At 69.3% G+C, this 25,097-nt stretch carries 25 protein-coding genes; 9 read left to right on the forward strand and 16 right to left on the reverse strand.

Translation table 11 applies throughout. From position 1 onward, the window contains the following. Nucleotides 1-36 precede the first annotated feature (36 nt). The 6 genes from ACFOWZ_RS22950 to ACFOWZ_RS22975 all read right to left on the reverse strand — a co-directional run bounded on the left by ACFOWZ_RS22950 (nt 37) and on the right by ACFOWZ_RS22975 (nt 6,840). Nucleotides 37-1,209 carry a nucleotide disphospho-sugar-binding domain-containing protein gene (locus ACFOWZ_RS22950; RefSeq protein WP_382375650.1) on the reverse strand — a complete coding sequence of 391 codons (1,173 nt, stop codon included), beginning with the start codon at nt 1,207-1,209 and terminating at the stop codon, nt 37-39. A 13-nt stretch (nt 1,210-1,222) separates the two neighbouring features. Next, nucleotides 1,223-1,966 carry an NAD-dependent epimerase/dehydratase family protein gene (locus tag ACFOWZ_RS22955; protein ID WP_382375652.1) on the reverse strand — a complete coding sequence of 248 codons (744 nt, stop codon included), beginning with the start codon at nt 1,964-1,966 and terminating at the stop codon, nt 1,223-1,225. 39 nt (nt 1,967-2,005) lie between these two features. Then, nucleotides 2,006-2,455 carry an ester cyclase gene (locus ACFOWZ_RS22960; protein ID WP_030465076.1) on the reverse strand — a complete coding sequence of 150 codons (450 nt, stop codon included), beginning with the start codon at nt 2,453-2,455 and terminating at the stop codon, nt 2,006-2,008. Between the two features lie 98 nt (nt 2,456-2,553). Further along, nucleotides 2,554-4,137, reverse strand: a complete 1,584-nt coding sequence (locus tag ACFOWZ_RS22965) for an MFS transporter (protein ID WP_382375654.1) — start codon at nt 4,135-4,137, stop codon at nt 2,554-2,556. A gap of 6 nt (nt 4,138-4,143) precedes the next feature. Then, nucleotides 4,144-5,319: a nucleotide disphospho-sugar-binding domain-containing protein gene (locus ACFOWZ_RS22970; protein WP_382375656.1), complete on the reverse strand. Its 1,176-nt coding sequence runs from the start codon at nt 5,317-5,319 to the stop codon at nt 4,144-4,146. A gap of 111 nt (nt 5,320-5,430) precedes the next feature. Beyond that, complete coding sequence (locus tag ACFOWZ_RS22975) at nt 5,431-6,840, reverse strand: NDP-hexose 2,3-dehydratase family protein (protein WP_382375658.1); 1,410 nt, start codon at nt 6,838-6,840, stop codon at nt 5,431-5,433. 172 nt (nt 6,841-7,012) lie between these two features. On the opposite strand from ACFOWZ_RS22975, the gene ACFOWZ_RS22980 reads away from it, so the two are divergent. Beyond that, complete coding sequence (locus ACFOWZ_RS22980; RefSeq protein ID WP_382375660.1) at nt 7,013-8,188, forward strand: acyltransferase family protein; 1,176 nt, start codon at nt 7,013-7,015, stop codon at nt 8,186-8,188. A 53-nt stretch (nt 8,189-8,241) separates the two neighbouring features. Here ACFOWZ_RS22980 and ACFOWZ_RS22985 read toward each other — a convergent pair whose 3' ends face one another. Further along, nucleotides 8,242-9,453: a cytochrome P450 gene (locus tag ACFOWZ_RS22985; RefSeq protein ID WP_030465081.1), complete on the reverse strand. Its 1,212-nt coding sequence runs from the start codon at nt 9,451-9,453 to the stop codon at nt 8,242-8,244. A 118-nt stretch (nt 9,454-9,571) separates the two neighbouring features. On the opposite strand from ACFOWZ_RS22985, the gene ACFOWZ_RS22990 reads away from it, so the two are divergent. The 6 genes from ACFOWZ_RS22990 (at nt 9,572) to ACFOWZ_RS23015 (ending at nt 14,811) form a co-directional block, all read left to right on the forward strand. Then, a complete protein-coding gene (locus ACFOWZ_RS22990; protein WP_382375662.1) occupies nt 9,572-10,687 on the forward strand; it encodes an epoxide hydrolase family protein in 1,116 nt (371 codons plus the stop codon). Nucleotides 10,688-10,759: 72 nt separating this feature from the next. After that, nucleotides 10,760-11,311 (forward strand): RNA polymerase sigma factor, encoded by a 552-nt coding sequence (locus ACFOWZ_RS22995; protein ID WP_382375852.1) that lies wholly within the window; start codon nt 10,760-10,762, stop codon nt 11,309-11,311. Beyond that, nucleotides 11,308-12,090: a zf-HC2 domain-containing protein gene (locus ACFOWZ_RS23000; protein ID WP_382375664.1), complete on the forward strand. Its 783-nt coding sequence runs from the start codon at nt 11,308-11,310 to the stop codon at nt 12,088-12,090. The genes ACFOWZ_RS22995 and ACFOWZ_RS23000 overlap by 4 nt, the downstream gene beginning before the upstream one ends. Then, complete coding sequence (locus tag ACFOWZ_RS23005) at nt 12,090-12,902, forward strand: ABC transporter ATP-binding protein (protein WP_382375666.1); 813 nt, start codon at nt 12,090-12,092, stop codon at nt 12,900-12,902. The genes ACFOWZ_RS23000 and ACFOWZ_RS23005 overlap by 1 nt, the downstream gene beginning before the upstream one ends. Then, nucleotides 12,899-14,251 (forward strand): hypothetical protein, encoded by a 1,353-nt coding sequence (locus ACFOWZ_RS23010; RefSeq protein WP_382375668.1) that lies wholly within the window; start codon nt 12,899-12,901, stop codon nt 14,249-14,251. Before ACFOWZ_RS23005 ends, ACFOWZ_RS23010 begins: the two co-directional genes overlap by 4 nt. 32 nt (nt 14,252-14,283) lie before the next feature. Further along, on the forward strand, nt 14,284-14,811 hold the full coding sequence (locus ACFOWZ_RS23015; RefSeq protein WP_382375670.1) for a hypothetical protein: 528 nt from the start codon (nt 14,284-14,286) through the stop codon (nt 14,809-14,811). 15 nt (nt 14,812-14,826) lie between these two features. Here ACFOWZ_RS23015 and ACFOWZ_RS23020 read toward each other — a convergent pair whose 3' ends face one another. Genes ACFOWZ_RS23020 through ACFOWZ_RS23030 form a run of 3 tightly spaced genes read right to left on the reverse strand, consistent with a single transcriptional unit; the run spans nt 14,827 to nt 17,106 of the window. Then, on the reverse strand, nt 14,827-15,993 hold the full coding sequence (locus ACFOWZ_RS23020) for an NAD(P)/FAD-dependent oxidoreductase (protein WP_382375672.1): 1,167 nt from the start codon (nt 15,991-15,993) through the stop codon (nt 14,827-14,829). Then, a complete protein-coding gene (locus ACFOWZ_RS23025; RefSeq protein ID WP_382375674.1) occupies nt 15,993-16,769 on the reverse strand; it encodes an SDR family NAD(P)-dependent oxidoreductase in 777 nt (258 codons plus the stop codon). The genes ACFOWZ_RS23020 and ACFOWZ_RS23025 overlap by 1 nt, the downstream gene beginning before the upstream one ends. Before the next feature lie 13 nt (nt 16,770-16,782). Then, nucleotides 16,783-17,106 carry a 2Fe-2S iron-sulfur cluster-binding protein gene (locus ACFOWZ_RS23030; RefSeq protein ID WP_382375676.1) on the reverse strand — a complete coding sequence of 108 codons (324 nt, stop codon included), beginning with the start codon at nt 17,104-17,106 and terminating at the stop codon, nt 16,783-16,785. Between the two features lie 157 nt (nt 17,107-17,263). Between ACFOWZ_RS23030 and ACFOWZ_RS23035 the strand changes: the two genes are divergently transcribed. Further along, the gene (locus ACFOWZ_RS23035) at nt 17,264-18,682 is read left to right on the forward strand and encodes an alpha/beta fold hydrolase (protein WP_382375678.1); all 1,419 of its coding nucleotides are present in this window, start codon (nt 17,264-17,266) and stop codon (nt 18,680-18,682) included. A 36-nt stretch (nt 18,683-18,718) separates the two neighbouring features. On the opposite strand, the gene ACFOWZ_RS23040 is transcribed toward ACFOWZ_RS23035, so the two are convergent. Genes ACFOWZ_RS23040 through ACFOWZ_RS23050 form a run of 3 tightly spaced genes read right to left on the reverse strand, consistent with a single transcriptional unit; the run spans nt 18,719 to nt 21,194 of the window. After that, nucleotides 18,719-19,675: a Gfo/Idh/MocA family protein gene (locus ACFOWZ_RS23040; RefSeq protein ID WP_382375680.1), complete on the reverse strand. Its 957-nt coding sequence runs from the start codon at nt 19,673-19,675 to the stop codon at nt 18,719-18,721. After that, complete coding sequence (locus tag ACFOWZ_RS23045; RefSeq protein ID WP_382375682.1) at nt 19,648-20,739, reverse strand: acyl-CoA dehydrogenase family protein; 1,092 nt, start codon at nt 20,737-20,739, stop codon at nt 19,648-19,650. Before ACFOWZ_RS23045 ends, ACFOWZ_RS23040 begins: the two co-directional genes overlap by 28 nt. Next, nucleotides 20,736-21,194 carry a nuclear transport factor 2 family protein gene (locus ACFOWZ_RS23050; RefSeq protein ID WP_051782732.1) on the reverse strand — a complete coding sequence of 153 codons (459 nt, stop codon included), beginning with the start codon at nt 21,192-21,194 and terminating at the stop codon, nt 20,736-20,738. The genes ACFOWZ_RS23045 and ACFOWZ_RS23050 overlap by 4 nt, the downstream gene beginning before the upstream one ends. Before the next feature lie 152 nt (nt 21,195-21,346). Here ACFOWZ_RS23050 and ACFOWZ_RS23055 point away from each other — a divergent pair, with 152 nt between their 5' ends. Further along, nucleotides 21,347-21,835 carry an SRPBCC family protein gene (locus ACFOWZ_RS23055; RefSeq protein ID WP_382375685.1) on the forward strand — a complete coding sequence of 163 codons (489 nt, stop codon included), beginning with the start codon at nt 21,347-21,349 and terminating at the stop codon, nt 21,833-21,835. 105 nt (nt 21,836-21,940) lie between these two features. On the opposite strand, the gene ACFOWZ_RS23060 is transcribed toward ACFOWZ_RS23055, so the two are convergent. From ACFOWZ_RS23060 to ACFOWZ_RS23070, 3 genes are read right to left on the reverse strand one after another with little or no spacing between them, the layout of a single operon-like run. After that, complete coding sequence (locus ACFOWZ_RS23060) at nt 21,941-22,207, reverse strand: acetolactate synthase small subunit (protein WP_051782734.1); 267 nt, start codon at nt 22,205-22,207, stop codon at nt 21,941-21,943. Next, nucleotides 22,207-23,919: an acetolactate synthase large subunit gene (locus tag ACFOWZ_RS23065; RefSeq protein WP_382375687.1), complete on the reverse strand. Its 1,713-nt coding sequence runs from the start codon at nt 23,917-23,919 to the stop codon at nt 22,207-22,209. The genes ACFOWZ_RS23060 and ACFOWZ_RS23065 overlap by 1 nt, the downstream gene beginning before the upstream one ends. Nucleotides 23,920-23,947: 28 nt before the next feature. Continuing rightward, a complete protein-coding gene (locus ACFOWZ_RS23070; protein WP_030465098.1) occupies nt 23,948-24,763 on the reverse strand; it encodes an AfsR/SARP family transcriptional regulator in 816 nt (271 codons plus the stop codon). Nucleotides 24,764-25,097: the final 334 nt, after the last annotated feature.

Raw genomic sequence — 25,097 nt, forward strand, 5'->3', positions numbered from 1 at the left:
TCTAGCGGCCAGAACGTGCTTTTCGCGCCAATCAAACTAGACGGCTGCGAGGGCCTCCAGCTCCGGCACCAGCGCCGCCGGCGACGGCGCGTTGTGGATCTCGGCCTGCAACGCCAGTGAGGCCTCGCGTGCTTCGGGCTTTCCGATCAGCTCCTCCAGGCGGTCCTGGATGAACGCCACGTCCTGCTGCTTCTCCACGCCCTCGACGGCCGCACCGGCACCGGTCGCTTCCAGCCGTTCCGCCCACGGGAAGTGGTCGGCGAACTGCGGCAGCACCAGCTGCGGCGTGGCGGCGTTGAGCGCGGTGAGGCCCGTGCCGGAACCGCCGTGGTGCACGATCACCGAGCACGTCCGCATGAACAGGTTCAGCGGCAGGTGCGCGGACGAGATCACCCTGTCGGCGATCACCGAGTGGTCCTCGGCGGCGATCCCGTTGGGCACGGCCAGCACGACCTCGACGTCACCGAGCTTCGCGATCGCCTCGTACACCCAGCCCAGCACCTTGCGCATGCCGAGCTCCTTGGGCATCGAGCCGAACGACACGCAGATCCGCGGCTTCGACGGCTGCTCCAGCGCCCACGACGGCAGCGCGCCGAACCCGTTGGACGGCAGGTACCGCACGGGACGGCCCGCCTCGATCCCCGGCAGCTGGAACGACGGCGGGCACGGGTCGATGGTCAGCTCCGGCTCCGGCAGCCCGGTGAGGCCCATCTGTTGCGCCACCGGGTCGAGGACCATGTGCGCGGTCTCCTCGAACGCCTCCGTCAACGGGTCGACGCCCCAGCGGTGACGCACCACCGGAACGCCGAGGATGCCGCCGAGCAACCGTCCGGCGAGGTCCATCGGGTCGGTCACGATCAGGTCGGGGGCGAACGCCTTGGCCTTCTCCAGCTGCAGCTGCAACGTCTCCGCGGTGCGGCCCGCGGGACCGTAGGCGATGTTGCCCCAGAACTGGCGGTCCGGCCGCGGCAGGGCTTCTGCCGGGGAGGCGTTCTCGCCGGCCTGCTGGATGATGCCCTGCAGCATCATCTTCTGGTCCTGTTCCTCGCCGAGCGCGATCGCGTCGAGGCCCGTCGACTTCACGAAGGGCACGAGGTGCTGCGGCGTGGTGACGATGACCTCGTGGCCGGCACCGCGCAGTGCCCAGCTCAGTGGGACGATCGGCTGCAGGTGCCCGCTCGCCGGCCACGTGCTGATGAGTACTCGCATTGCCGTTGCTCCTTCATCCGGCTGACGGTAGGTCTTCGAGTGGCACGCCGGTCGTGGCGCTGAGGTAGCGGTCGACGACGCGCCGGTAGTAGTCGGGACCGAAGCCCAGCTCACGCACGACGGGTGCGAGCCTGCTGAGCTTGGTCAGGGAGATGTCGTGCCGCGCGTACGCGTCGCGGTAGGTCTTCCGCAACGGCACGTGCAGCCGCTTTTCCAGGTGTGCCACCACGTCCTCGACCGGGACGGGCACGCCGCTCGCAACGTTCACGACCTCGTCGCTGACCTTGATGGTCAGCAGCGCGTCGAGCAGCCGCACCACGTCGAGCACGTCGATGAGGTCGCGGTGCGCTCCCCGCCAGACCTCGATCTCGCCGGACCGCACCTGTGCCACGAGCGTCGGCATCATCTGGTGTGGACGCTGGTCGGGACCGACGAGATGTCCCAGGCGCAGCACCAGATGCGCCACCCCGGAGGCGCGGATCAACGCCTCCATCGCGAGCTTGTGGCGCCCGTAGGCGTTGCCGGGGAACACCGGCCCGTCCTCCGTGCCCGGGGAGTCCGGTGATCCGTACATGGCGGCGGAGGCGGTGGAGAAGTAGACGAACATCCTGCCTTCCGCGCGGCACCTGCGGATCGCGTCGTGCAGGGCGGCGGTCTCGCGGCCGAACTCGTCCGACGACGTGGCGACGGTCGAGGAGGATCCGGCCGCGAACGCGACGACGTCATGATGCTTTCCCGCTATGCGTGCGAGGTTCATGGCCAAGAAGCCACGTCCGATGACGTCCATGGAAGTCCCTTACTGGGAGATGTCCTGTTCGCTGCGGACACCGATGTGTTGCACGAGCAGACCGTCGCGGCCCTCGAAGAAGTGCGCCTGCGCGTAGGTGAAGCGCGTGCCGACGGGAGCCGGCTGGCCCTCCTCGGTCTCGACGCCGGTGAAGCGCACGCGCAGCACGACCGTGGTGCCCTCGGCGACGGCTTGCTGCACCTCCCACTTCGCGTCCTTGAAGCGGCGGTTGAGCCACAGGATGTGCTGCCGCACGCCTTCCGGGCCGTCGGGGAACATTCCGGGCGGGCCGGTGACGTCGAAGAAGTCGTCGTGGATGAGCCCGTCGACCAGGCTGAGGTCCTGCGTGTTCAACGCGACCTGCAGCTTGAGCGCGAGATCCTTGTAGTGCTCGCTGATGGACTTCTTGTACGTCGCGGCGAGCGCGACGTCCAAGGACGGTTCGGTGACCGCGGTCATGTTGAGTCTCCCTCGAAGATTCCTTGAAAAGAGCCCACTACGTGCGGAAGGCCCGCCGATCGTGAGGATCGGCGAGCCTTCCAGGGGAAATCTGCTGCTTACTTCTTGGCGTCCGCGTTCCACTCGGCTGCGGCGGCGTTGTCTCCGCCACTCCACTGCGCGGCCGCTTCGGCACTCCACTCGCCGCCGCCGTCGCCGCCTTCCCAGGCGCTCGGGTCCCAGGCGGGCTTCGGCATCTTCGGCAGGAAGAAGATCAGCCCGGCCGCGGCCAGCTCCAGCGCCACGACCACCCAGATGCTGGTCTCGATCGCCGACAGGTAGCCAGATCCGCCGACCACCGCGAAGAACACGGTGCCGAGGACCGCGACACCCAGCGCGCCACCGAACTGCTGCACCGAGGTCAGCGTGCCGGACGCCGAACCCGTCTCCTGCGGGTCGACCCCCGCGAGGATCAGCTCGAAGAACGGCGCCATCGCGAGACCCATGCCGATGCCCGCGAAGAACAGCGACGGGGACATCGCCCAGCCGCCCACGTCCGGGCCGCCGAGCTTGATCGTGAGGTAGAACGCGAGCAGGCCGACGACCATGCCGGCGAGTCCGATGTGGATCAGGCGACGACCGAGCTTCGCGGCCAGACCCGCGCCGGAGGCGGCGAAGCCGAACGTCGAGCCGATCGCCTGCGGCAGCACGGCGAGCGACGCGCCGAGCGCGGTGAACCCGAGTCCCAGCTGCAGGTAGATGCTCAGCACCAGTGAGAAACCGGTGAGCGCCGAGAACAGCGCGAGACCCGCGACCAGGCCACCGTTGAACGCCTTCTTCTTGAACAGCGACGGAACGACCAGCGGCTCGCCGCCCTTCTTGTCGCGACGTCCCTCGTACCAGCCGAACACGAAGAACGTGAGCACACCGGCCACGATGGACACGAAGGTCCACGCGGGCCAGCCCTCCTCACGTCCCTGCACGACCGGGAAGACCAGCAGCGCGGCACCACCCGAGGCGAGCAGCGCACCGACCAGGTCGAGCTTCTTGGCCGTCTTGTTGGCCTTGGGGAAGCACTTGATGGCACCGAAGATCGCCAGCAGGCCGAGCGGCAGGTTGATCAGGAAGATCATCCGCCAGCCGGTGCCGAACAGGTCGAGGTTGATCAGCCAGCCGCCGAGGATCGGGCCGCCGATGGTCGCGAGACCGAGGATCGGGCCGTAGGCGCCGAACGCCTTGGCCATCTCCTTGGGCGGGAACACTTCGGTGATGACGCCGAGACCCTGCGGCAGCATCATCGCGCCGAACAGACCCTGCAGCACGCGAGCCGTCACCAGCACGCCCGGCGACGTCGCGACGCTGCACAGCGCCGAGGCGACCGTGAAACCGGTGGCGCCGACGACGAACATGGTCTTCTTGCCGAAGATGTCACCGAGCCGGCCGCCGATGATCAGGCCGCACGCCATGGCGAGCGTGTACCCGGCACCCAGCCACTGGATGAAGGTCGCGCCACCACCGATGTCCGCCACGATCGACGGAGCGGCGATGACCGTGATCAGGGAGTCGAGAATGTCCATCGCGGTGGCCAGCAGGATGACGCCGAGTGCAAGCCAGCGCCATTTGAACGGCTCACCTTGGGTCGCGTTGGCTCCCGGCCAACTCTGCGCACCTGAATCCGGCGCCGCGTCGATGTTCTGGGTCATAGCTCCTCACTCAGTTTCTTCCGCTGCGCCGACGGCGCTGTGACGGACGAAGTCCTCGATCACCGGCACGACCGCGCCGGGCGAGGGCATTTCCTCGATCGCTTGCTTCAACTGACTCGCCCGATCCCGGTAGGACGCGTCCTCCAGCAACGCCCGGCAGGCCTCGAGCACCTCCGCCGGTTCCACCTCCTGCGACTGGAGCTGCTTGGCAGCACCGAACTCGCAGAGACGTTGCGCGGAGTCCCGTTGCTCCGCCATGACTCCCGGAGCGAGCAGCTGCGGCAGTCCGGCGATCAGGGAGGACATGGTCGATCCCCCACCCGCGTGGTGCACCGTCAGATCACAGGCGGGCAGCACGGAGGTGAGCGGCATCCACCCGGCGGCGACGACGGCGTCGGGCAGCGGAGCGAGCTTGGCGACCGCTTCGTCCGGCATCGCGAGCACGAGCTCCACACCCAGCGAGGGCAGGGTGCGGACCAGCTCGTTGAAGATGGCCGGGCCCGCGGGGGAGTTCGGCAGGATGGTGCCGAGCGTGATCATGATGCGGGGGCGGTCGCGCTTTTCGAAGACCCACGAGGGCACCGGTGCCGGCGTGTCGTACTGGACGCACCGCATCGGTTGTCCCGCAACCACATCTTGTGGCCGGATGATCGCCGGACAGGTGTCGAGCACCATGTCCGGTTCCGGCAACGCGTCGAACCCGAGCCTCTCCAGCTCGGGGGCGAGCTCCACGGCCGTCCAGCCGTCGATGTCGGAGCGGTACCCGATGCCGATGCCGTTCTCGAACCACGGGATGCCGTGGATCGACGCGGCCACACCGGCGGAGAACGCGTGCGCCTCGCCGATGATCGCGTCCGGTCGCCAGGCCTCGGTGATGGCGAGCATGCCGTCGAGCGTGCGGGCGGCGAGCCGGCCGAACCCGCGGCCGACCTGCTCGAGCAGGCCTTCCTCGGTGTCCGCCTGTGCCAGCGGGCTGCCCGCCCGGTCGTGCAGCATGACCTCGCGCATGTGCATCGGGCCGTAGGTGGCCACGTGCGGCAGGCCGGAGCCGTTGACCGTGGCGGCCATGCTCTCCGGACTCGCCACCAACACCTCGTGACCCGCCGCCCGCAAGGCCCACGCCAGCGGGACGACCGGGAAGTAGAGGCCGAACGACGGACCGCTACTCACTAGGATCTTCATGCTGACCACGCTATTCAAGCCGGGTCGGGCGGCACTCGAGTCGCGCTGGAGCCGCATCACCCGATGGTGTTTTTCTGGGAAACGACAGGTACTATTCCTGCCCCAATTCGACTAGCCCAGCGCGTTGAGGGCCGCCACGAGGGTCCTGGCCTGCACGTTCACGTACCGGCCGTGCCGCAGCAAATCGGTCAGCTGCCCGACCGTGACCCACGCGTACTGCGGCGGCACATCCGTCGGGAACGATTCGTCCGCCTCGACGACGAGGTAGTCGCTTTCGGTGTCGAGGAATCGCCCGCCCTCTTCGGAATGCACAGTCGAGTAGTGGATCCGCGACTTCTCCGCGGACAGCACGTGGTCGAGGAACGGCGGCCGTTCGGCGTCGTGGTAGTTGCCGGGCACGCACTGCACGGTCGGCCCGAGCTCCACGGTGTCGAGGAACCCGCCCTCCAGCCGCGCGTGCACCAGCACGTGCAGCACTCCGGCGAACTGCTTCACGATGAACGCCGCGACACCCCGGCCGTGCTGCTCGAACAACGGCTGCGTCCAGCTGGTCACCTCGCGGTTGCCCGCGATCGCCCGCACCGCCACGCACCGGAAGAACTTCCCGTCCTCGCGGCAGATCTCGTCCTCAGTGCGGATCCAGCCGGGCACCTCGCCGAGCGGGACGCGGGAGACGTCGATGTCGTGGTCCGCGCGCTGCCCGGTGAACCAGCTCAGCACGTCCGGTGTCGCCGACAACGCGCCGGCGTGCGGGTCGCGGGAGGCGAGCAGCGCGGCCTGGAACTCGGTGGCGGGCTCGGCGTACCCCGGCGCTGGCAGGCAGGACAGCACCGTGCGCGAGTCCATGTTGACGAGGTTGTCCCTGTGCAGCAACGCGTTCACCTGGCCGAGCGTGAGCCAGACGAAGTCGTCGTCGGCCGGGACGTCCTCGGTCACCTCGACGACGATGTTGCGGTTGCTCTTGCGGTAGAACCACGACCCGTGCTCGGACTGGAGCACGTCGACGATCACCCGGCCGCGCTGGGCTCCCTCGGCGAAGTACTCCAGGTACTTCACCTTGGCGCCCTTGTGCACCCGCGTGTAGTTCGACTTCGTGGCCTGCACCGTCGGGGAGAGCTGCAGCAGGTTCGGGTTGCCGGGCTCCATCTTCGCCTGCATCAGGCAGTGCAGGACCCCGTTGAACTCCTTGACGAGGATGCCGAGCATGCCGACCTCGGGCTGGCGGATGATCGGCTGGCTCCACGACCGCGTGGCGGTGTCGACCTTCAGGCCCTCGACGGTGAAGAACTTGCCGCTCTGGTGCCGGATGTTGCCGGTGCCGGCCTCGGTGTACCAGAGGTCCAGGTCGGCGAACGGGATGCGCTCGACGCGGAACGCGTTGGCGAGCCAGCGTTCGGTGAGCCACAGGTCGAAGTGCTCTGTCTGCAGGAACGCGCCCTGCTCGGTGGCGGCGGACTTCGCGAGCCTCGCGGGGAGGTCGGTGTCCTCCCGCCTGCGCAGCTCCGTGGTGGACGATGTCACGGCAACCTCCCTGGGGAACTCCCTTGACGGGAAACGGTGTCCGCGCGTGCTAGAGCGTGGATCGGGTAGCGGCTGAGGTGAACGGTTTCGAGCAGGTCGCGAGCCATTCGCCATGACGGGTTCTCACCATCGGGCGACCCAACCGTTTGTCCCTTTGCGAAAGGTCCCCACCGTGTCGAGCCAAGTAGCGAGTTCGTCGAGACTCCCGTCGCTGACGGGCATGCGGTTCGTCGCCGCGGCAATGGTCTTCGTCTTCCACGGCAGCCTGGAGTTCCTCTTCAGGACTCCCGAGGTCGGCTTCCTCTACATGCTCGCGACGAGCACCGCCGGGTTCGTCGGCGTGTCGTTCTTCTTCATCCTCAGCGGGTTCGTGCTCACGTGGTCCGCGCGGCCCGGCGCCGCGTTGGGGAACTTCTTCCGCCGGCGGTTCGCGAAGATCGTGCCCAACCACGTCGTCACGTTCGTCGCGGCGATCGTGCTGCTGCTGGTGTTCCGCCAGGCGGTCGACCCGGCCTCCGCGGTCGCGAACCTGTTCCTGGTGCAGTCGTGGATCCCGAACTACGACGTGCTGCTGTCCGGCAACGGTGTCGCGTGGTCGCTGTCGGTCGAGGCGATCTTCTACCTGTCGTTCCCGTTCCTGCTGGTGCTGATCAACAAGATCAGGCCGTCGCGGCTGTGGTTCTACGCCGGCCTCACGGTCCTCGCGGTGCTGCTGGTGCCGTTGCTGGCCAAGGTGTTGCTGCCGTCGACGCCGGTGTGGCCGTGGGGTCCCGCGTCCTACGTCCAGATCTGGTTCGTCTACAACTTCCCGGTGACGCGCCTGTTCGAGTTCGCGCTCGGCATCATCCTGGCGCGGATCGTGATGACCGGGCGGTGGATCGGCCTGGGCGTCAAGTGGGGTGTCGCGCTCGCGGCCGTCGGTTACGTCGCCTCGCTGTTCGTGCCGTTCCTCTACGCGTTCGTCGGCGCGACGGTCATCCCGCTGGCGCTGCTGATCCCGGCCGCCGCGGTCGCGGACGTCAAGGGGCGCAGGACGTTCTTCGCGCGGCCGAGCATGGTGTGGCTCGGTGAGGTGTCGTTCGCGTTCTACCTCGTGCACCGGCTCGTGCTGACGTACGGGCACTGGGCGTTCGGCACGGAGATCAACGCGTTCGGCGCGCTGGGCGGCAAGGCCTGGTCGGCTCCGGTCGCGGTGGCGTTCCTGGTGGCGGCGTTCGCGGTGTCCCTGCTGGTGTCCTGGGCGCTGTTCGCGTGGGTGGAGACGCCGTTCATGCGCCGGTTCGGCCGCACCCCGCAGAAGCCGTTGCAGACCTCGCCGCAGGAGGACGTCGTTGGCGCGGTTCGCTGAGCACGACACGGAAAAGGCCCGCCGGCTCGGGCCGGCGGGCCTTTTCCGTTCGTTCACCAGGTGACTGGCATCTCGTACACGCCGTACATGACCGCGCCGTCCTTGTACTGCAGCTCGTTCCACGGCTTGGCCAGCTTGATGTCCGGGATGCGCTGGAACAGCTTGGTGAGCACCACGGTCAGCTCGACGCGGGCGATCTCCGCGCCGATGCAGTGGTGCACGCCGTAGCCGAACGCGACGTGGTTGCGCGCGTTCGGGCGGGTGATGTCGAACTTGTCGGGCTCGGGGAAGGTCTCGGGGTCGCGGTTGGCGGCGCCACCGCAGATGATCATGCCCTCGCCCTCCTTGATGGTGACGGGGCCGGCGTCGATGTCGGCCAGCGCCACGCGGGAGGACGCGAGGTCGCCCGGCGTGAGGTAGCGCAGCAGCTCCTCGACGGCGTTGGGCGCGAGGCTCCAGTCGTTCTTCAGCTTCTCCAGCTGGTCGGGGTGCTCCAGCAGGGTCATCGTGCCGATCGCGATCATCGCGGCGCTGGTCTCGTGGCCGCCGTTGAGCAGCAGGCGGACCAGGTTGACGAGCTCGCGGCTGTCGTAGAGACCGGCCTCGTGGAAGCGGACGACGATGCGGCTGATCAGGTCCTCGCCCGGTTCCTTGAGCTTGCGCTCGAGCAGCTCGGCCAGGTAGCCGTTCAGCTCGGTGATCGCGGCCATCCGCACCTCGGCGCTGGACTTGCCGCCGAACAGCTTGTCGGTGCGGTCGTGCAGGTAGTCGTGGTCCTGGTGCGGGATGCCGAGGATCTCGCAGACGATCGTCAGCGGCACCGGCAGCGCCAGCGCGGTGACGAGGTCGCACGGCGGGCCCTGGCGCAGCATCTCGTCGATGCGCTCGTCGACGATCTGCTCGATCCGGGGCAGCATCGCGCGGACGCGCTGCTTGGTGAACTCACCGGACACCGCGGCCATGCGGCGGTAGACCGTGTGCTTGGGCGGGTCCCACCCGATGAACGAGCCCTCGGTGCGGAACTGCGGCGGGATGTCGATGTAGTACGGGAAACCCTCGTGGCCGCGGTCGGAGCTCGCGTTCGGCTCGGTGAGGAGCTTGCGCACGTGCTCGTAACTCGTGACCACGTACGCCTCACGACCGGTGCGGAGCCCGACCTTGGCGATGGGGGTTTCCGGCCGCAGCTGCGCGTATTCCTCCGGGGGCTGGAACGGGCACTTGCGGTGCCACGGGAAAGGCGTCAGCTCTGGTTCGGCGTTGGTCATGGCGGTTCCCTTCTCGTCAGCCGCGCTTGACCGTGCCAGCCGCGCGTTGAGATGGCCTGGATGTCCGCTCGACCGCCTTCGAGGCGACTTCGAGGCGTGGTCCGTAACGTGCCCACGCATGAACGTCACCGAGTTCGAGGTCACCGTTTCCGAGTCCTCTGTGGACGATCTGCGGACCCGTCTGTCGCTGACCCGCTGGCCCGACGCGGAGACGGTGGAGGACTGGTCGCAGGGCGCTCCGCTGTCCTTCGTCCGTTCGCTTGCGGAGCACTGGGAGCACAAGTACGACTGGCGGGCCGTCGAGTCACGCCTCAACGCGCTTCCCCAGTACCGTGCCGAGATCGACGGGCTGGGCATCCACTTCCTGCACGTCCGCTCGCCGCACGCGGACGCCACCCCGTTGCTGCTCACCCACGGCTGGCCCGGATCGGTGCTCGAGTTCCTGGAGGTTCTGGAACCCCTGACGAATCCTGCCGACCCCGCGGACGCGTTCCACGTCGTCGTGCCCTCCCTGCCGGGTTACGGGTTCTCCGACAAGCCCGCCGAGACCGGTTGGGGCGTCGAGAGGATCGCTCGCGCGTGGTCGTCGTTGATGACCGGCCTGGGCTACGAGCGCTACGCCGCGCACGGCGGCGACTGGGGCTCGTTCGTCACCGCGGAGCTCGGCCACATCGACTCCGAGCGGCTCATCGGCATCCACCTGACGATGGTGTTCGCGGGACCACCCGAGGCGCAGGTCGAGCTGACCCAGCGCGACTACGCGGGTTTGGCGGCGTTGAAGGAGTTCCAGGCCCGCGAGGCCGGCTACTCCGCCATCCAGATGACCAAGCCGCAGACCATCGGCTACGGCCTGCAGGACTCCCCCGTCGCCCTGCTGGCGTGGATCGCCGAGAAGTACTACTCCTGGACCGACCACGACCGCGCGTTCGAGGACGTCGTTCCGGTCGACAGGCTGCTGGACGCCGTGTCGATCTACTGGTTCACCGGGACGGCGACGTCGGCCGCGCGCCTGTACTGGGAGTCGCACAACCGCGTGCCGATGCACCAGGTGTCCGTGCCGACCGGGGTGACGATCTTCCCGAAGGACGCGCGCATGCCGAAGGCGTGGATCGAGGGCAGGTTCAGCGACCTGCGCTACTGGCACGACGCCCCCGCCGGCGGCCACTTCCCCGGCATCGAACGCCCGGACGTCCTCGTCTCCGAACTCAGGACCTTCTTCCGTCAGGTCCGCTGACTGATGTGACCCACACCACAGCGAGATGAGAACCCGATCGCGGATCTCCACGTCTTGCTGTGTGTGAGAGCAATCCGGGGTGAGCCGGCCGGCCTGGACGAGGAGCAGCTCGTGCGCCGTGTCGCACGAGGTGACCGCAGGGCGTTCGAAGAGCTCTACCGCCGCACCTCGCCGTGGCTGACGGTGAGGTTGCGCAGGCGGTGTTCGGACGAGCAGATCGTCGCCGAGGTGCTCCAGGAGACCTACCTCGCGGTGTGGCGCGCCGCCGACGCGTTCGCCGGCACCGCCGTGGGCGGCAGCGCGGTCGGCTGGCTGTGGTCCATCGCCGCACGCCGGCTGGTCGACGCGTTCCGCCGGCGTGCGCACCACGCCCAGCCGCCCGCCACCGCGGCCCCCGAGCTCAGCGTCCGCGCCGCCGAGGACGAGGCGCTCGACGCCGTGCTCGGGGACGAGATCGGCGACGCGTTGCGAACGCTCGCCCCCGAACTGCACCAGGTGCTGCGGGCCATGGTGCTCGACGGGCTGTCGGTGCGGGAGACCTCGGTGCTGCTCGGAGTGCCGGAGGGCACCGTCAAGACCCGTGCGAGACGGGCGCGAATCGCGATGCGGGAGGCCCTGTCATGACCGCGCACCACCCCGGCGAGCAGCTGTTGCGCCAGTACGTGCGAGGTGACGACATCCCCGCCGACCAGCTGTGGGCGGTCGAGGCGCACCTCGAGGGCTGTGCTCCGTGCCGCGGCCGCCTCGCTCCCGACCCGATCGCCGAGCGGGTGTGGGCCGATCTCGCACCGGCGCTGGACCGAACCCCGCAGATGCCGCGGGCCCGGTCGTGGTTGCGGCACGTCACCCACTGGGTGTCCCCCGTGGCCGGGCCGTGGCTCGCGATGATCCTCCTCGTCACCGCCGTCGCCGTGGCGCTGGACCAGGCCGGGTCGGTGGCGCGCGGCCAGATCTCGCTGGTGCTGCTGGTGGCGCCGGTGCTGCCGGTGCTCGGCGTCGCCGCGTCCTGGGGCCGTGCCATGGACCCGGCCTACGAACTCACCGCGGCCACACCGCGGGCCGGTCTGCCGCTGGTGTTCCGCCGAACCGTGGCGGTGCTCGCCGTGGTCGTGCCCGGTCTGCTGGTGGCGGGCTCGGTGACCGGGGCCTCGCTCACCCGTTGGATGCTGCCGTGCCTCGCGTTCACCACGTGCACGCTCGCGCTCGGTGGCCTGATCGGCATCACCCGTGCCGCCATCGCGCTCATCGCGGGGTGGGCCGCCGGGATCGTTCTGCCGACGATCGCGCTCAGCCGCACGTCCGTCGCGCTCGACGTCGCCGCCGCACCGGTGTGGGCGGCCGTCCTCGCGGCAGCGCTGATCGTGATCGCCGTCCGTTTCCGTGTCCAGTCGAGGAGTTCGTGATGCGTGTAGTGGGAGCCGAGGAGGTCGCACCGACCTCCCATCCCTGGGAGATCCAGGCCGACGGCCTGGTGGTGCGAGTGGGTGGCAGGCGTGGCCGCAACGCGGTGAACGAGCTGACCCTGCGCCTGGGCAGGGGCGTGCACGGACTGCTCGGCCCGAACGGCGCGGGGAAGACGACGCTGATCAGGACGCTGGCGACGGTGCAGAAGCCCAGCGCGGGATCGCTGTCGCTGCTCGGCACCCCGCTCGGCGGCACCACCGGACTGCGGAAGCTGCGACGGAAGCTGGGCTACCTGCCGCAGCACTTCGGTTACTACAAACGGTTCACGGTGCGGGAGTTCGTCGAGTACCTGGCGTGGCTGAAGGAGATGCCGCCGCAGGCGATTCCGGGCGCGGTGCAGCGCGCACTGGAGAAGGTCGGGCTGGCCGACCGCGCCGACGACAGGCTCAAGACGTTGTCCGGCGGCATGGTGCGCCGCGCGGGCATCGCGCAGGCGATCGTCAACGACCCCGAGGTCCTGTTGCTGGACGAACCGACGGTGGGCCTGGATCCGGCGCAGCGGTTGAGTTTCCGCGAGCTCGTGGCCGAGCTGGGGCAGCAGTCGTGCGTGCTGATCTCGACGCACCTGGTCGAGGACGTCGCGGCGGCGTGCACGGACGTGGTGCTCGTGGCGGAGGGATCGCTGGTGTTCCAGGGAACTCCCGCCGAGCTCGCCGCCGCCGGCACCGAGGAACACGGGGGCGACAGCCCGATCGAGCGCGGCTACACGGCGTTGATCAACGCAACGCCGGGCAAGGGTGGTGGCTGGTGAGAGGGCTGCGAATCGAGCTGCGGCGGTCGTCCGCGCTCTGGGCCGGTCTGCTCGTGGTCGTGTCCGGCACGGCGATGCTGCTGCTGCTCACGACGGAAACCGCGAAGTGGCCGGGCAACTCGACGTCGGCGGTGCTGGCACTGCGTGAACCGCTGGCGTACGTGTGGGCGCTCGTGGTCGGCTTGGCCGTCCTGCAGGGCATGCGGGACAGCCGCGCAGGCGTCGGCGAGCTGTTCGCCACCACGTCCCGTCCCGGCTGGGTCCGGCTGGGCGCGCTCGCCTCCGCGGTCGCGGGTGTCGTCGCGGCGGCCACTCTGCTGCTGTGCTTGGGCGTCATCGGGAGAGTCGCGGTCGGCGGCGGTTTCGTCTCGGCCGGGTTCGTCCCGCTCGTGCTGCCCGTCGTGCTCGCCGCGGCAGGCAGCGTGGTCCTCGGCCTCGCGGTCGGACGGCTGCTGCCCCATCCGCTGGCTGTGCCCGTGGCGTTGGTGGCGACGTTCACGGTGGCCACGATGGCCGCCCAGGCGCAGGACGTGCGGTCTCCCGACGGCGTGATACCCCCACTGGCACTGCTGGTTCCCGTTCTCGCCCCGCCGAGTTCGGATCTGGTGACCACCTCCACCTCGGTGGACGTCGGCCAGATCGTGTGGTTCGTCGGACTCGGCGTCACGGCGTTGCTGTTGCTGGTGTCGCGGTCGTGGCGCGGACGGCTGGTGGCCCTGGTTCCCGCCGGGCTCGCGCTGGCGCTCGCCGTCTCGATCCTGCCGGCCAGGTTGTCCGACGTGCTGGTGACCGACTCGATCGCGGGCCGGATGGTGTGCGACGGCCCGGTGTGCGTGAGCCGGGTGCACCAGGCGAGCCTTCCCGCGGCGGCCGAGGTGGGCCGGGACGTGCTGAAGAAGCTGTCGGTCCTGCCCCATCCGCCCACCGGGGTCCGGGAGGACACGTCGGCGATGGCTCACTTCGCGGTACCGCTGCGCAGCAGCGACATCGTCTACCTGAACTCGCAGCTCCCTCCCTCGGCGCTGACGATGTCTCCCGGGCAGCTGCGCCTGGAGATGCTCGCCGGGGCAGGCGTTTCTCCTTGCACCACACCGAACACCCTGAACAGCCGGGAGGTCGTGGTCCGTTATCTGACCGCCGGCTACTTCAACGGTGAACTGGCCGAGCTGGCCTCCGAACCGCACTTCTGGAACAGCTCGCACATGCGTTCCGCCCTCGACGAGGCCTGGCGGGCGTTCCGCAGCCAGCCGCCGGCCGAGCAGCTGAAGCGAGTGGCGAAGGCTCGGGAGATGTTGTTGACGTGCCAGGACGCCGAGCAGATCCGTGACGTCCTGGTGGCGGCGCGATGAGGCCGGTCGCCTTGTACGCGCGCTCTCGCAGTGTGCCCGCTGCCCTTGCGGCGCTGCCGGTGGTGGTGTTCCTCGCGTGGTCAGCGATGCATTCGCCGTGGACGCCGTTGAGCGCGTCGCTGACGTCACTTGCGGCGGTGTTGGTGATCACGGTCGGTCTCGCCGGGCAGGATCCCGAGCTGGACAGGTCCACCGCCGTGCCGTGGCCGGCGTGGCGGTTCTGGCACCTGGTGCTCGCGGGCGTGCTGGCGGCGAGCCCGGTGCTGCTGGTGCAGGAACTCGGGTCCGAGACGTTCGGCTTCGAGTTCGTCGTGCGCGACACGGCGGGCATGGTCGGGCTGGCGGGGCTGGCCGCGACGGTGATCGGGGCGAGGTTCGCCGCCGCGGCACCGGTGCTGTGGTGGGCCGTGAGCGCGATCATGCCGCCCGCCCGGTCGATCCCCGGCCGGGTGATCACGTGGCCGCAGTCTCCCCCTGACGACGCGGTGGCGATGTGGACGGCCGGTGTGTTGTTCCTGAGCGGAGTCACCGCTTACGTGGTGCGCGGCGGGCGGCGCTGAACCGCCCGCCGCTCGTCAGGCCGCGGTGCGCAGGTCGAAGCCGGGGACCGCGACCATCTCGGGCCGGATCGGGCAGTTCGCCGCGAGCAGCCGCCGCGCCAGGACGTGGTCGACGGGCTTGTTGACGGACTCGACGCCGAGCAGCTTGTCTCCTCGGAAGCAGAACACCGAGAACGCACCGGTCGTCGGATCCCCTGTCACCACCACGTTGTCGTGGCCGTCGGTGAGGCCGGCGATCTGCACCTTCATGGCGTACTGGTCGCTCCAGAACCACGGCACCTGGGCGTAGGGCTCCGCAGATCCCCTGATCACCGCGGCGACGCAGCTCGCCTGGTCCACGGCGTTCTGCACGGACTCCAGCCGGATCTGCCGCGTGCCGTGGGGGAACCGGGCGCAGTCGCCGATCGCGAAGATCGCCGGGTCGGACGTGCGCAGTCGCGCGTCGACCACGATCCCGTCGTCGACCGTGAGCCCGGCCTCCTGTGCCAGTTCTGCGTTCGGCACCACTCCGATGCCCGCGACCACGAGATCGGCGGGCAGCACGGTGCCGTCGGCGAGCACGACCTCGCCGGGTCGCACCTCGGACACGGTGGCGTTGAAGAGGAACTTCACCCCGCGCCTGCGGTGCACCTGGACGACGTGCTCTGCCGTGTGCTCGGACAGAACCCGTGACAACGCACGGGGTTGCGCCTCGACCACGGTCACGTCGCACTCGGCTTCGCTCGCCACGGCGGCGTGTTCGAGTCCGATGAACCCCGCACCGATCGCGACCACACGGCCCCGGGGACGGGCGAAGTCGGCGTCCCCGATCGTGCGGATCGTGTGCGCGCCAGGAATCGGCCGCGGCCGTGAACCCGTTGCCAGCACGAGGTTCTCGTAGTCGAGGACACGACCGGACCGCAGCACGACCTGCCGCGCGGCGCGGTCCACGGAGACCGCAGGATCGTCCAGCACGAGGGAGATGTCGTGCTGGACGTAGTAGGTCTCCGGCCGGAACACCAGGTCGGCGACCCCGATGTCGCCCTGCAGGTAGGCCTTCGTGAGCGGAGGGCGCTGGTAGGGCAGCACGCCCTCGTCGCCGAACAGCGTGATGGTGCCGCGGTGTCCCAGTTCTCGCAGGGACACCGCGGCTTGGCAGCCCGCCTGGCCGGCACCGACGATGACGACGGCTCCGTCGGTCATCAGTAGTTCCCCAGGCCACCGCAGACGTTGAGCGCCTGCGCGGTGATGGAGTTCGCGGTCTCCGTGGTCAGGTAGGTGACCAGGCCGGCGACCTCCTCCGGGGTGGAGTAGCGGCCGAGCGGGATCTTCGCGTTGAACCTCTCCAGGACGTCGTCCTCGGTGATGCCCCAGTGGTTGGCGTAACCCTGGCGCACCTTGCCGGCCATCGGCGTCTCGACGTAGCCGGGGCAGACGGCGTTGACCGTGATGCCGGTCTTCGCGAGCTCCAGCCCGACGGCCTTGGTGAAGCCGACGACGCCGTGCTTCGAGGCGCTGTACGGGGAGGCGTAGATGACGCCCTGCTTGCCACCGGTGGACGCGATGTTGATGACGCGGCCCCAGTCGCCCTGGTTCATCTGCCCGGTGGACAGGACTTCCTTGGTGACGCGGAAGACGCTGTGCAGGTTGGTGTCGATGACGTCGGTCCAGATGTCCTCGTCCAGCGTGGCGATCTCGCCGCCACCGCCGCGACCGGCGTTGTTGACGAGGATCTCGATGCGGCCGAACACCTCCACGGCCTTCGTGACGGCCTTGCGGATGTCCTCTGTGGACTTGACGTCACAGGTCGTGCCGTCGGCCTCGTACCCCTCCTCGCGGAGCTGCTTGACCGTGGAGGCGACGTTCTCCGCGTCCCGCGCGACCACGAACACCGCGTGGCCCGCCGCGCCGAGCGACTCCGCGACGGAGAGGCCGATTCCGCTGGTTGCGCCCGTGACGAAGGCGACCCGTCGAGTCATGGTTCAACGCTCCTCAGAGTTGCTTCTCGGGAAGGTGCACGACGAGCCCGTCCAGCTCCTCGGTGACCGGGATCTGACAGCTCAGCCTGCTGTTGTCCTGACGGGGGCTCGCGGTGACGCACAGCAGCCCGTCCTCCAGGTCGTGCATGGCGGGCAACGGTTTGGTGTTGTCCCTGTCCACGTAGATGTGGCAGGTCCCGCACGTCGCGCCGCCGCCGCACTGGGCGAGGATGCCCTCGACGCCGGCGAGCTTGGCACCGCGCATGATCGAGTTGCCCGGCTCGACGTCGACGACCGACGACGTCCCGTCCGGGTGGACATAGGTGATCTTGGCCATCGCGGTGTCTCCCCACGGAAATAGGCTCGCCGGACGTCCTCGAAGGTGCCGGTGACGCCTGGGGATCGCCTGGAACTCCCCTCGAACGCGTTCGAGACCTCCTCTAGGGCCTTTTGCGACCCTCACAACCCGACGCAACCGACGCGGAGGTCTCACCGTGCCCGACGCACTGCACGAGTTCTACGAACAGCGACCGCAATGGTCCGCGCCGTCGGCGGAAGACGGCCTGCAACGCGCCACCATCTCGGTGCCGCGCGACTACAGCGACCCCGGCGGCGCGCGGCTCACGATCGCTCTTTCCCGCCTGCCCGCGACGAATCCCGCCAAGCGCCGGGGTGTTCTGCTCTCGGTCAACGGCGGCCCCGGCGGCGACAACGGCGAAGGCCTCAAGCTGCCGCTGGAGTTCCCTGCCGAGGTGCGCGAGGCCTACGACCTGATCGGGTTCGACCCACGCGGCACCGGCGGGTCCACCCGGCTCTACAGCGAGGTCGTGGTGCCCGTGGCGCCGTTCGACTCCCGGCCGCCGGACTCGTTGTTCGAGCAGCTGTCCGCCGACATGCGCGAACGCGAGCTGGCGTGCGCCCGTGCCGGCGGCGACCTGCGGCCCCACATCACGACCCGCAACACCGCGCGGGACATGGACGTCATCCGCGGCGTGCTGGGCGAGGACAAGATCAGTTTCGTCGGGTACGCCTACGGCACGCTGGTCGGCGCCGTCTACGGGTCGATGTTCCCCGCGCGCCTGGACCGCAGCGTGCTCGACTCGTGCGTGAACCCGGACTGGACCTGGCGCGAGCAGTTCGTCACGCAGGCCGAGGCCGTGTACCGCAACGTGCAGAAGTGGGCGCAGTGGACCGCCGAGCGCAACGTCCACTTCGGACTCGGTACGTCCGCCGCCGCGGTGCTGGAGACCGTCGAGGAGGTCGTCTCCTCGCTGGAGGAACTGGGTGCCGTGCACCTGCGCACGTTGTTCGACGGCGCGGTGGGCACGCGGGCCACCGACCGCGGGCAGTGGGACTCGCTGGGCCACCTCGTCAGCGACCTGCGCAAGGTCGAGGACGTCGCCACGGCCCAGAAGCTGATCGCGGGTGAGGGAACCTGGCGCCCGCAGGACACGACCGGTGAGCTCCGGATCGGTGTGCTGGAGGCGATCACGATGGAGACCGAGTGGCCGGCCGACCTGGACGTCTACTACTCGGACATGCGCTACCACCGCGAGCACCACCCGTACGGCTTCGGCGTGCTGCGCGCCCAGCCGTGGGTCGGCGCGTTCCGCACGTTCGAGTCCCTGGAGGAGCCCACGCACGTCAAGCGCGTCGGCTACCCGGTCGGGCTCGTCGTGCAGGCGGACGGCGACCCGTTCGACCGCTACGAGGGCGGTGTGGCGATGGCCGAACGCCTGGGCCACCACCTCGTCGTCATCGAGGACTCCGGTGACCACGAGGTGTACGCGTTCGCGGGCAACGCCGTGCTCGACTGCATCGTCAACGCCTACCTCGTCGACGGTGTGCTCCCGGAGAAGCGTGTCGGCGTGCCGGGTTCGACGCCGCGGCCGGACATCGCTCCTGATGCCTGAGAACGAAGAAGGGGCCCGGATCACCGGGCCCCTTCTTCATCTGGCTGCCTGGACGACCGCGTCCACGAGCTGAGCCAGTTCTATCGACTCGCACGACGTGGGACCGCCGGTCCTCACCGCGGACACGAAGCTGCGGGCCGCGTTGGTGTACTGGTCGTCGGGTTCGAGGCGGAGCTGCTCCCCGCCGAGCCGCACGATCGGCGCGAGGTCCGCGGGCGGGGCGTAGGCGCGGTCGACGGTGATGTGGCTTTCGCTGCCCCACACCGAGTAGTTCGCCCGGTAGGTGTGCTCCATGCCGAACGTGAGCTGCGCCGTGACACCGCCGGGAGCCCTCAGCAGCACCGAGCCCGAGACGTCCACGCCGTAGGTGGCGTCTACCTTCAGGTTCGCGCCGAGCACCTGCAGTCCGGGGCCGAGCATCAGCATCGCGGCCTTGAGCGGGTAGACGCCGACGTCGAGGAGGGCCCCGCCGGCGAGGTCCTTGCGGTACCGGATGTCCCCCGACGGCCGCGGCGGGATCGTGAACGCCGCCTCGAACGCCCGCACCTCGCCGACCGCGCCCGCGAGGACGAGCCTGCGCACCTCGTGGTGCTGGGAGTGGAACGGGAACAGGAAGTTCTCCCGCAGGACGAGCCCGCGTTCCCTGGCCTGGGCCACGAGATCCGCGGTCTCCTCCAGCGACGGCGTGACCGGTTTCTCGGCCAGCACGTGCTTTCCGGCACGCAACGCCCGTTCGATCCACACCGCGTGATGCGCCGCCGGCAGCGGCACGTACACGGCGTCGAGATCCATGCCGAGCAGCTTCTCGTACCCGGTGACGGCCTCGCAGCCGTAGTCGGCCGCGACCTTGCCCGCCTTCTCGCCGTCGCGGCTCGCGACCGCGACGATGTCCACATCGGACAGACCCGCGAACGCGGGCAGCATCCTGCGGCGGGCGATGTCGGCGCACCCGACGACGCCCAGCCTCACTCGCCGATCAACGCCGCTGGCCATGTCCGCACCGCCGCTGTCTCGTAGCGCAGCGCGACGTGACTCGACGCGCTGACGACGTCCCGCCAGAACCGTTGCAGGGGCGAGCTCTCGCTGAGCCCGCTCGTGCCGGCCGCCCTGACGAGGGCTCCCACCGCCTCGACGACGCTGTCCGCGGTGAAGGTGGCGTTGCGTTCGCAGCGCGCCATCAGCCTCGGGGTGAACGTGCGTTCGTCGAGCACCTGTGCGTTCTGCTCCACCAGGAACCGCGCGGCGTCGATCTGCGCGGAGGCCCTGCAGAGGTCGACGCCCTGGGAGACGTTGACCTTCTTGCCACGGAGGGCGTCGGTGGCGGCGTGGAACGCGCCGTACGCGGCTCCAACCGCCGGAGCGGCGAACGTGAGACCGCCGACCGCCTGGAACGGCACGTTGTGCGCGGGCAGGTCGCTCGTGCCGTTCTGGCCGGACACGAAGTCCGCGCGCAGGTACGACAGGTGCTCCGGCACGAACACGTCGTCGACGATCACCGTGTGGCTGCTGGTGGCGCGCATGCCCGCGTTGTCCCAGGCCTCCACGACTGTGAAGTCCTTGCGCGGGAGGGCGAAGAACCGCGCCTCGGGTTCACCGCCGGTCGCGACCATTCCGCAGACCAACGCCCAGTCGGCGAAGTCCACGCCGCTGACGTACGACCAGCGGCCGCTGAGCCGGTGACCGCCCTGCGTGACCGTCGCCTTCCCCATCGGGGGCTGCGCGGTCACGATGAACGTGTCGGGGCTGTCAGCCCACAGCTCGTCGTGACCGAGCCGCGGCAGGTGCGTGGCGTAACGGGCGGACAGCGCGGAGAGCGAGGCGCACCAGGCCGTGGAGGCACAACCCTCGCCGACCGCGATGACGGCCTGGGTGAACTCGGTGAACCCGCCTTCGCTGCCACCGTAGGACTTCGCGACGAAGTGCCGCGCGAACCCGGCCTCCCGCACGGCCGCCACGACCTCCGGCGCGAGCCTGCGCGTCCGGTCGGCCTCCTCGGCGTGCTCGGCGGCGAGCGCGCTCACCTTCTCCGCGACCGGGACGAGACCGGTGTCGCTCATGCGGCTCCTTCCCTTGCCGCCGCGGCGGCGATGGCGACGGGCGAGGGCTCGTCGCGGTGGATCGTGCGCGACTTGGCCTGGAGCTCGCCGTTCACGCGCACGAGCACGTCCTCGATGAAGAACGTGGGCTCGAACGTGACGTTGCCGGCCTTGTCGGTCCGGGTGACCAGCGAGCAGTACGAGACGTTGATCGTGTTCTCGTCGACCTCTTCGATGACGTAGTGGTCGTTCCAGTGCCGCACGGCTCCGTTGGCGTACCGCGGCAGGGCGGCGTTGGCGCCCGCGATGAGCTGCGCCCTGCCGACGACCTTCTCGCCGCGGTGGGCGTGGTCGGTGACGCCGTCCTCGGTGAAGGTAGCCGCGTACCCCTCGATGTCGAGTGCATCGAGCAGCCGCATCTGCAGCGCGTAGAAGGTCTTCACCTCGATGTAGGTGGTCACGCTGACTGGGGACACTACGACTCCCTCCTCCTGTGATCTGTGCCATCGACGATCCACACGTGTGGTGGAAGACCGGTGGAGGACTTCTCGTTCGAGGGCTCTTCTAGTTGCCGTGCAGTGGTTCCGCCGATGCTGAGTCCGATTTGTCCATCACACCTGGAGGGCTCATGTCGGAGGCAACTCCCGATGTCGCCAAGTCCGTCACGGTCGAGTGCTCGATCGAGCAGGCGTTCGCGATCTTCGCGGAGCACCCGCTCGACTGGTGGCCGGAGAAGCACGTCTTCGTGCAGGACCGTCGATCCATCACCATCGAGCCCGTCGTGGGCGGCCGCTACTACGAGACCGGTGCCGACGGCCAGGAGATCGCCTGGGGCACCATCACCGAGTGGGACCCGCCGAAGCGCCTGGTCATGACCTGGCGCGTGGGCCCCGGCTGGCAGCCGATCTACGAGGACTCCAGGGCGTCGTTCATCAAGGTGGACTTCGAGGCCCTGGGCCCGGCCACCACGCGCGTGACGCTGACGCACGCCGACCTCGACCGCCACGGCTCACCGCTGGCCGGGCAGATCTTCGGCGCCCTGAACGGTCCCAGCCCCGGCGACACGCTCGCCAAGTACGCGACGGCGGTGGAGAAGCACGCACCCGCGAAGGTGTGACCCGCCGCCCGCGCGAGAAGAGCCCGCTCTCGGTGAGAGCGGGCTCTTCTCGTTGCCGGACAGGACGAAGAGGTCCGCCCCGGAGGCTCGGGGCGGACCTCTTCCTCAGGCGCCGATCTGGTTCCGTGCGGGATCGGCCACCGCCACGACGCTCTTCACGTCGACCAACCGGGAAAGCTGCTTCACCAGCTGATCGGGATTGCGTCCGGCCGGCAGCCACACCACCACGTCCATCCGGGAGACGTCGCCGCGCTCGGTGGGATCGAGGCTGAGCGACTCCACGTCGACGCCGCGACTGGAGAACAGCACCACGACCCTGGCCAGTGCGCCAGGAGCGTTGCGCAGCACCAACGACAACTCATGTCTGTTCATCACAGGTCCTCGTCGAACAGGGGCTTGATGCCCCGCACGGTCATGATCTCGTCGTTGCCGGTTCCCGCGGCGACCATCGGCCACACCTGGGCGTCCTCGCCGACCACGAAGTCGATCACCACCGGCCGGTCGCGCACCTCCATCGCGCGCATGATCACATCGTCCACTTCGGACTTCTCGGTGCACCGCAGCCCGGCACAGCCCAGCGCCTCGGCGAGCGCGACGAAGTCGGGGACGCGGTCGTGGGTGGACAAGCCCGTGTTGGAGTACCGGCCGCGGTAGAAGAGGTTCTGCCACTGGCGGACCATGCCGAGGTTGCCGTTGTTGATGATGGCGACCTTGATCGGGATGCCGTCCAGGGCGCACGTGACGAGCTCCTGGTTGGTCATCTGGAAGCAGCCGTCACCGTCGATCGCCCACACCGCGCGGTCCGGCACGCCGCACTGCGCGCCCATGGCGGCCGGGACCGCGAAGCCCATGGTGCCGAGGCCGCCGGAGTTGATGAACGAACCCGGCCGCTCGTAGCCGACGAACTGCGCCGCCCACATCTGGTGCTGCCCGACACCCGCGGTGTAGATCGCCTCGGGCCCGACGAGCTTGCCGATGCGTTCGATCACGTGCTGCGGCGCGAGCTTGCCGTCGGCGGGCCAGTCGTAGCCGAGCGGGAACCGGTCGCGCAGGCCGTCGAGATAGGCCCACCACGACGTGAGCACCGGGGCCCGGCGCACGGCCGCGTTCAGTGAGACCAGCACGTCCTTGCAGTCACCGACGATCGGCACGTCCGCCTTGCGGTTCTTGGAGATCTCGGCGGGGTCGATGTCGGCGTGGATCACGGCGGCGTTGGGGGCGAACAGGTCCAGCACGCCCGTGACGCGGTCGTCGAAACGCGTGCCCAGTGCGATCAGCAGGTCGGACTGCTGCAGCGCGGCCACGGCGGGCACCGTGCCGTGCATGCCCGGCATGCCGAGGTGCTGGCGGTGCGAGTCGGGGAACGCGCCGCGGGCCATCAACGTGGTGACCACCGGGATGCCCGTGCGTTCGGCCAGCGTCCGCAGCTCCGCGGCGGCGCCGGCGCGGACCACTCCCCCGCCGATGTAGAACACCGGCCGGCGGGAGGAGGCGATCAGCCCGGCCGCGCGCCGGATCTCGTTGGCAGCGGGCGTGATCCGCGGGATCGCGACCGGTGCTGCCGGCGTGTACGTGGTGGTGGCGGCCAGCACGTCCTTGGGGATGTCGACCAGCACCGGGCCCGGCCTGCCACCGGCGGCGAGTGCGAACGCCTCGGCGATCACCGCCGGGATGTCCGCGGGGTCCGTCACCTGGAACGCGTGCTTGGTGATCGGCAGGGAGATGGAGCGGATGTCGGCTTCCTGGAAGGCGTCCGTACCGATCATCGACCGGTTGACCTGGCCGGTGATCGCCACGATCGGCACGGAGTCCATGTAGGCGTCGGCGAGCGGCGTGACGAGGTTCGTCGCACCGGGGCCCGACGTCGCCACGCACACACCGACCCTGCCCGTCGCCTGCGCGTACCCCGACGCGGCGTGCCCGGCGCCCTGCTCGTGCCGCACGAGCACGTGCCGGATCTTCACCGAGTCCAGCAGCGGGTCGTACGCGGGAAGGATGGCCCCGCCGGGAATGCCGAAGATCACTTCACAACCGGCGTCCTCGAGCGCGCGGACCAGCGAGCTCGCACCGGTGACGGTATCCACTTTTCTGGTCTCCCCGATCGGCCGCGGATCAACCGGCGAGCTGCCGCTCCAGCTGACGTGCGGACGTCGGGCCGTTCAGCGACGGGTCGGAGCTGAGGATCGCGCACTGCAGCTGGCGCAGGCGTTCCGACGGCTCCAGGCCGAGCTCCTCGATCAGAGTGTCGCGCAACGACTGGTACGCCTCCAGGGCACGCCACTGACGGCCGGCGCGGTAGAGCGCGAGCATGTACTGCGCGCAGAGGTTCTCGTGCATGGGGTGCTGCGCGGTGAGCACGGACAGCTCGCTCAGCAACGACTGGTGCTTGCCCAGCCGCAGGTCCGCCTCGATCCGCGCCTCCAGGACGCCGAGCCGCGACTCCTGCAGCCGCGTGACCTCCATGCCCAGCCGCACACCGATCTGGACGTCCACGAGCACCGGCCCGCGCCACACGTCGGTGGCCGACCGCAGCAGCCGTGACGCGGACTCGAGGTCACCGACCTCCAGCGCGCGCTGACCGGCCGTGGCGAGCCGCTCGTAGCTGCGCACGTCGATGGTCTCCGGCGCGACGTCGAGCATGTAGCCGCCGTAGCGGGTCACGAGCACGTTCTTCGCCGCGCCCGCGCTGCCCTCGGGAAGCGCCGCCTCGATGCGGCGACGGACCTGCAGCACGTATGTCTGCAACGTGGTGAGCGCGCTTCTCGGCGGTGTAACCCCCCACAGCTCTTCGATCAGAGTGGGCACGGTGACGACGTGCCCCGCCTGCAGCGCGAGCAGCGAGAGGACCTGCCGCGGCTTCACCGCGCTCGGCGTGATCGAGATGCCGTTCTCCCTGGCCTCCAGCGGTCCGAGAACTTTGATCTCCATGACGGGATCCCTCCCCAGTTCCAGTTTCAGCGGCGGCTTGCTGGTTGTTGTGCCATCAAGTTCACCTGAGCCGGGCTATCGAACGCCACGTAGCTCGGCACGACTCCGAGATGGCGAACTACCGCTCCTCGTGTGAGATATTCACGGGGCCGGACGTACCCAAACAATTTCACCGGGTAACGGCCTGAACACCGCTCGTGACCGGCACGTTAAATACTCGTCCTTTCGAGCGAAATTTGCCGAAACCGGTAACTGCGGCACTATGTTCTGTACCGATACAGAACTTGATCCGCAACAGGACCGCACTGTCTAGCATTTGCCGTGGGTTCGCCGA

The organism is Lentzea rhizosphaerae (assembly GCF_042649515.1).
Classification (GTDB): Bacteria; Actinomycetota; Actinomycetes; order Mycobacteriales; family Pseudonocardiaceae; genus Lentzea; species Lentzea aerocolonigenes.

Coding starts and splice junctions, on each gene's coding strand:
- ACFOWZ_RS22990 (WP_382375662.1), top strand. CDS start 9,572: ATGAACGTCACCGAGTTCGAGGTCACCGTTTCCGAGTCCTCTGTGGAC.
- ACFOWZ_RS22965 (WP_382375654.1), bottom strand. CDS start 4,137: ATGACCCAGAACATCGACGCGGCGCCGGATTCAGGTGCGCAGAGTTGG.
- ACFOWZ_RS22985 (WP_030465081.1), bottom strand. CDS start 9,453: ATGACCAACGCCGAACCAGAGCTGACGCCTTTCCCGTGGCACCGCAAG.
- ACFOWZ_RS23030 (WP_382375676.1), bottom strand. CDS start 17,106: ATGGCCAAGATCACCTATGTCCACCCGGACGGGACGTCGTCGGTCGTC.
- ACFOWZ_RS22955 (WP_382375652.1), bottom strand. CDS start 1,966: ATGAACCTCGCACGCATAGCGGGAAAGCATCATGACGTCGTCGCGTTC.
- ACFOWZ_RS23045 (WP_382375682.1), bottom strand. CDS start 20,739: ATGAGCGACACCGGTCTCGTCCCGGTCGCGGAGAAGGTGAGCGCGCTC.
- ACFOWZ_RS23060 (WP_051782734.1), bottom strand. CDS start 22,207: ATGAACAGACATGAGTTGTCGTTGGTGCTGCGCAACGCTCCTGGCGCA.
- ACFOWZ_RS23005 (WP_382375666.1), top strand. CDS start 12,090: ATGCGTGTAGTGGGAGCCGAGGAGGTCGCACCGACCTCCCATCCCTGG.
- ACFOWZ_RS23040 (WP_382375680.1), bottom strand. CDS start 19,675: ATGGCCAGCGGCGTTGATCGGCGAGTGAGGCTGGGCGTCGTCGGGTGC.
- ACFOWZ_RS23020 (WP_382375672.1), bottom strand. CDS start 15,993: ATGACCGACGGAGCCGTCGTCATCGTCGGTGCCGGCCAGGCGGGCTGC.
- ACFOWZ_RS23055 (WP_382375685.1), top strand. CDS start 21,347: ATGTCGGAGGCAACTCCCGATGTCGCCAAGTCCGTCACGGTCGAGTGC.
- ACFOWZ_RS23000 (WP_382375664.1), top strand. CDS start 11,308: ATGACCGCGCACCACCCCGGCGAGCAGCTGTTGCGCCAGTACGTGCGA.
- ACFOWZ_RS23025 (WP_382375674.1), bottom strand. CDS start 16,769: ATGACTCGACGGGTCGCCTTCGTCACGGGCGCAACCAGCGGAATCGGC.
- ACFOWZ_RS22960 (WP_030465076.1), bottom strand. CDS start 2,455: ATGACCGCGGTCACCGAACCGTCCTTGGACGTCGCGCTCGCCGCGACG.
- ACFOWZ_RS22950 (WP_382375650.1), bottom strand. CDS start 1,209: ATGCGAGTACTCATCAGCACGTGGCCGGCGAGCGGGCACCTGCAGCCG.
- ACFOWZ_RS22970 (WP_382375656.1), bottom strand. CDS start 5,319: ATGAAGATCCTAGTGAGTAGCGGTCCGTCGTTCGGCCTCTACTTCCCG.
- ACFOWZ_RS23070 (WP_030465098.1), bottom strand. CDS start 24,763: ATGGAGATCAAAGTTCTCGGACCGCTGGAGGCCAGGGAGAACGGCATC.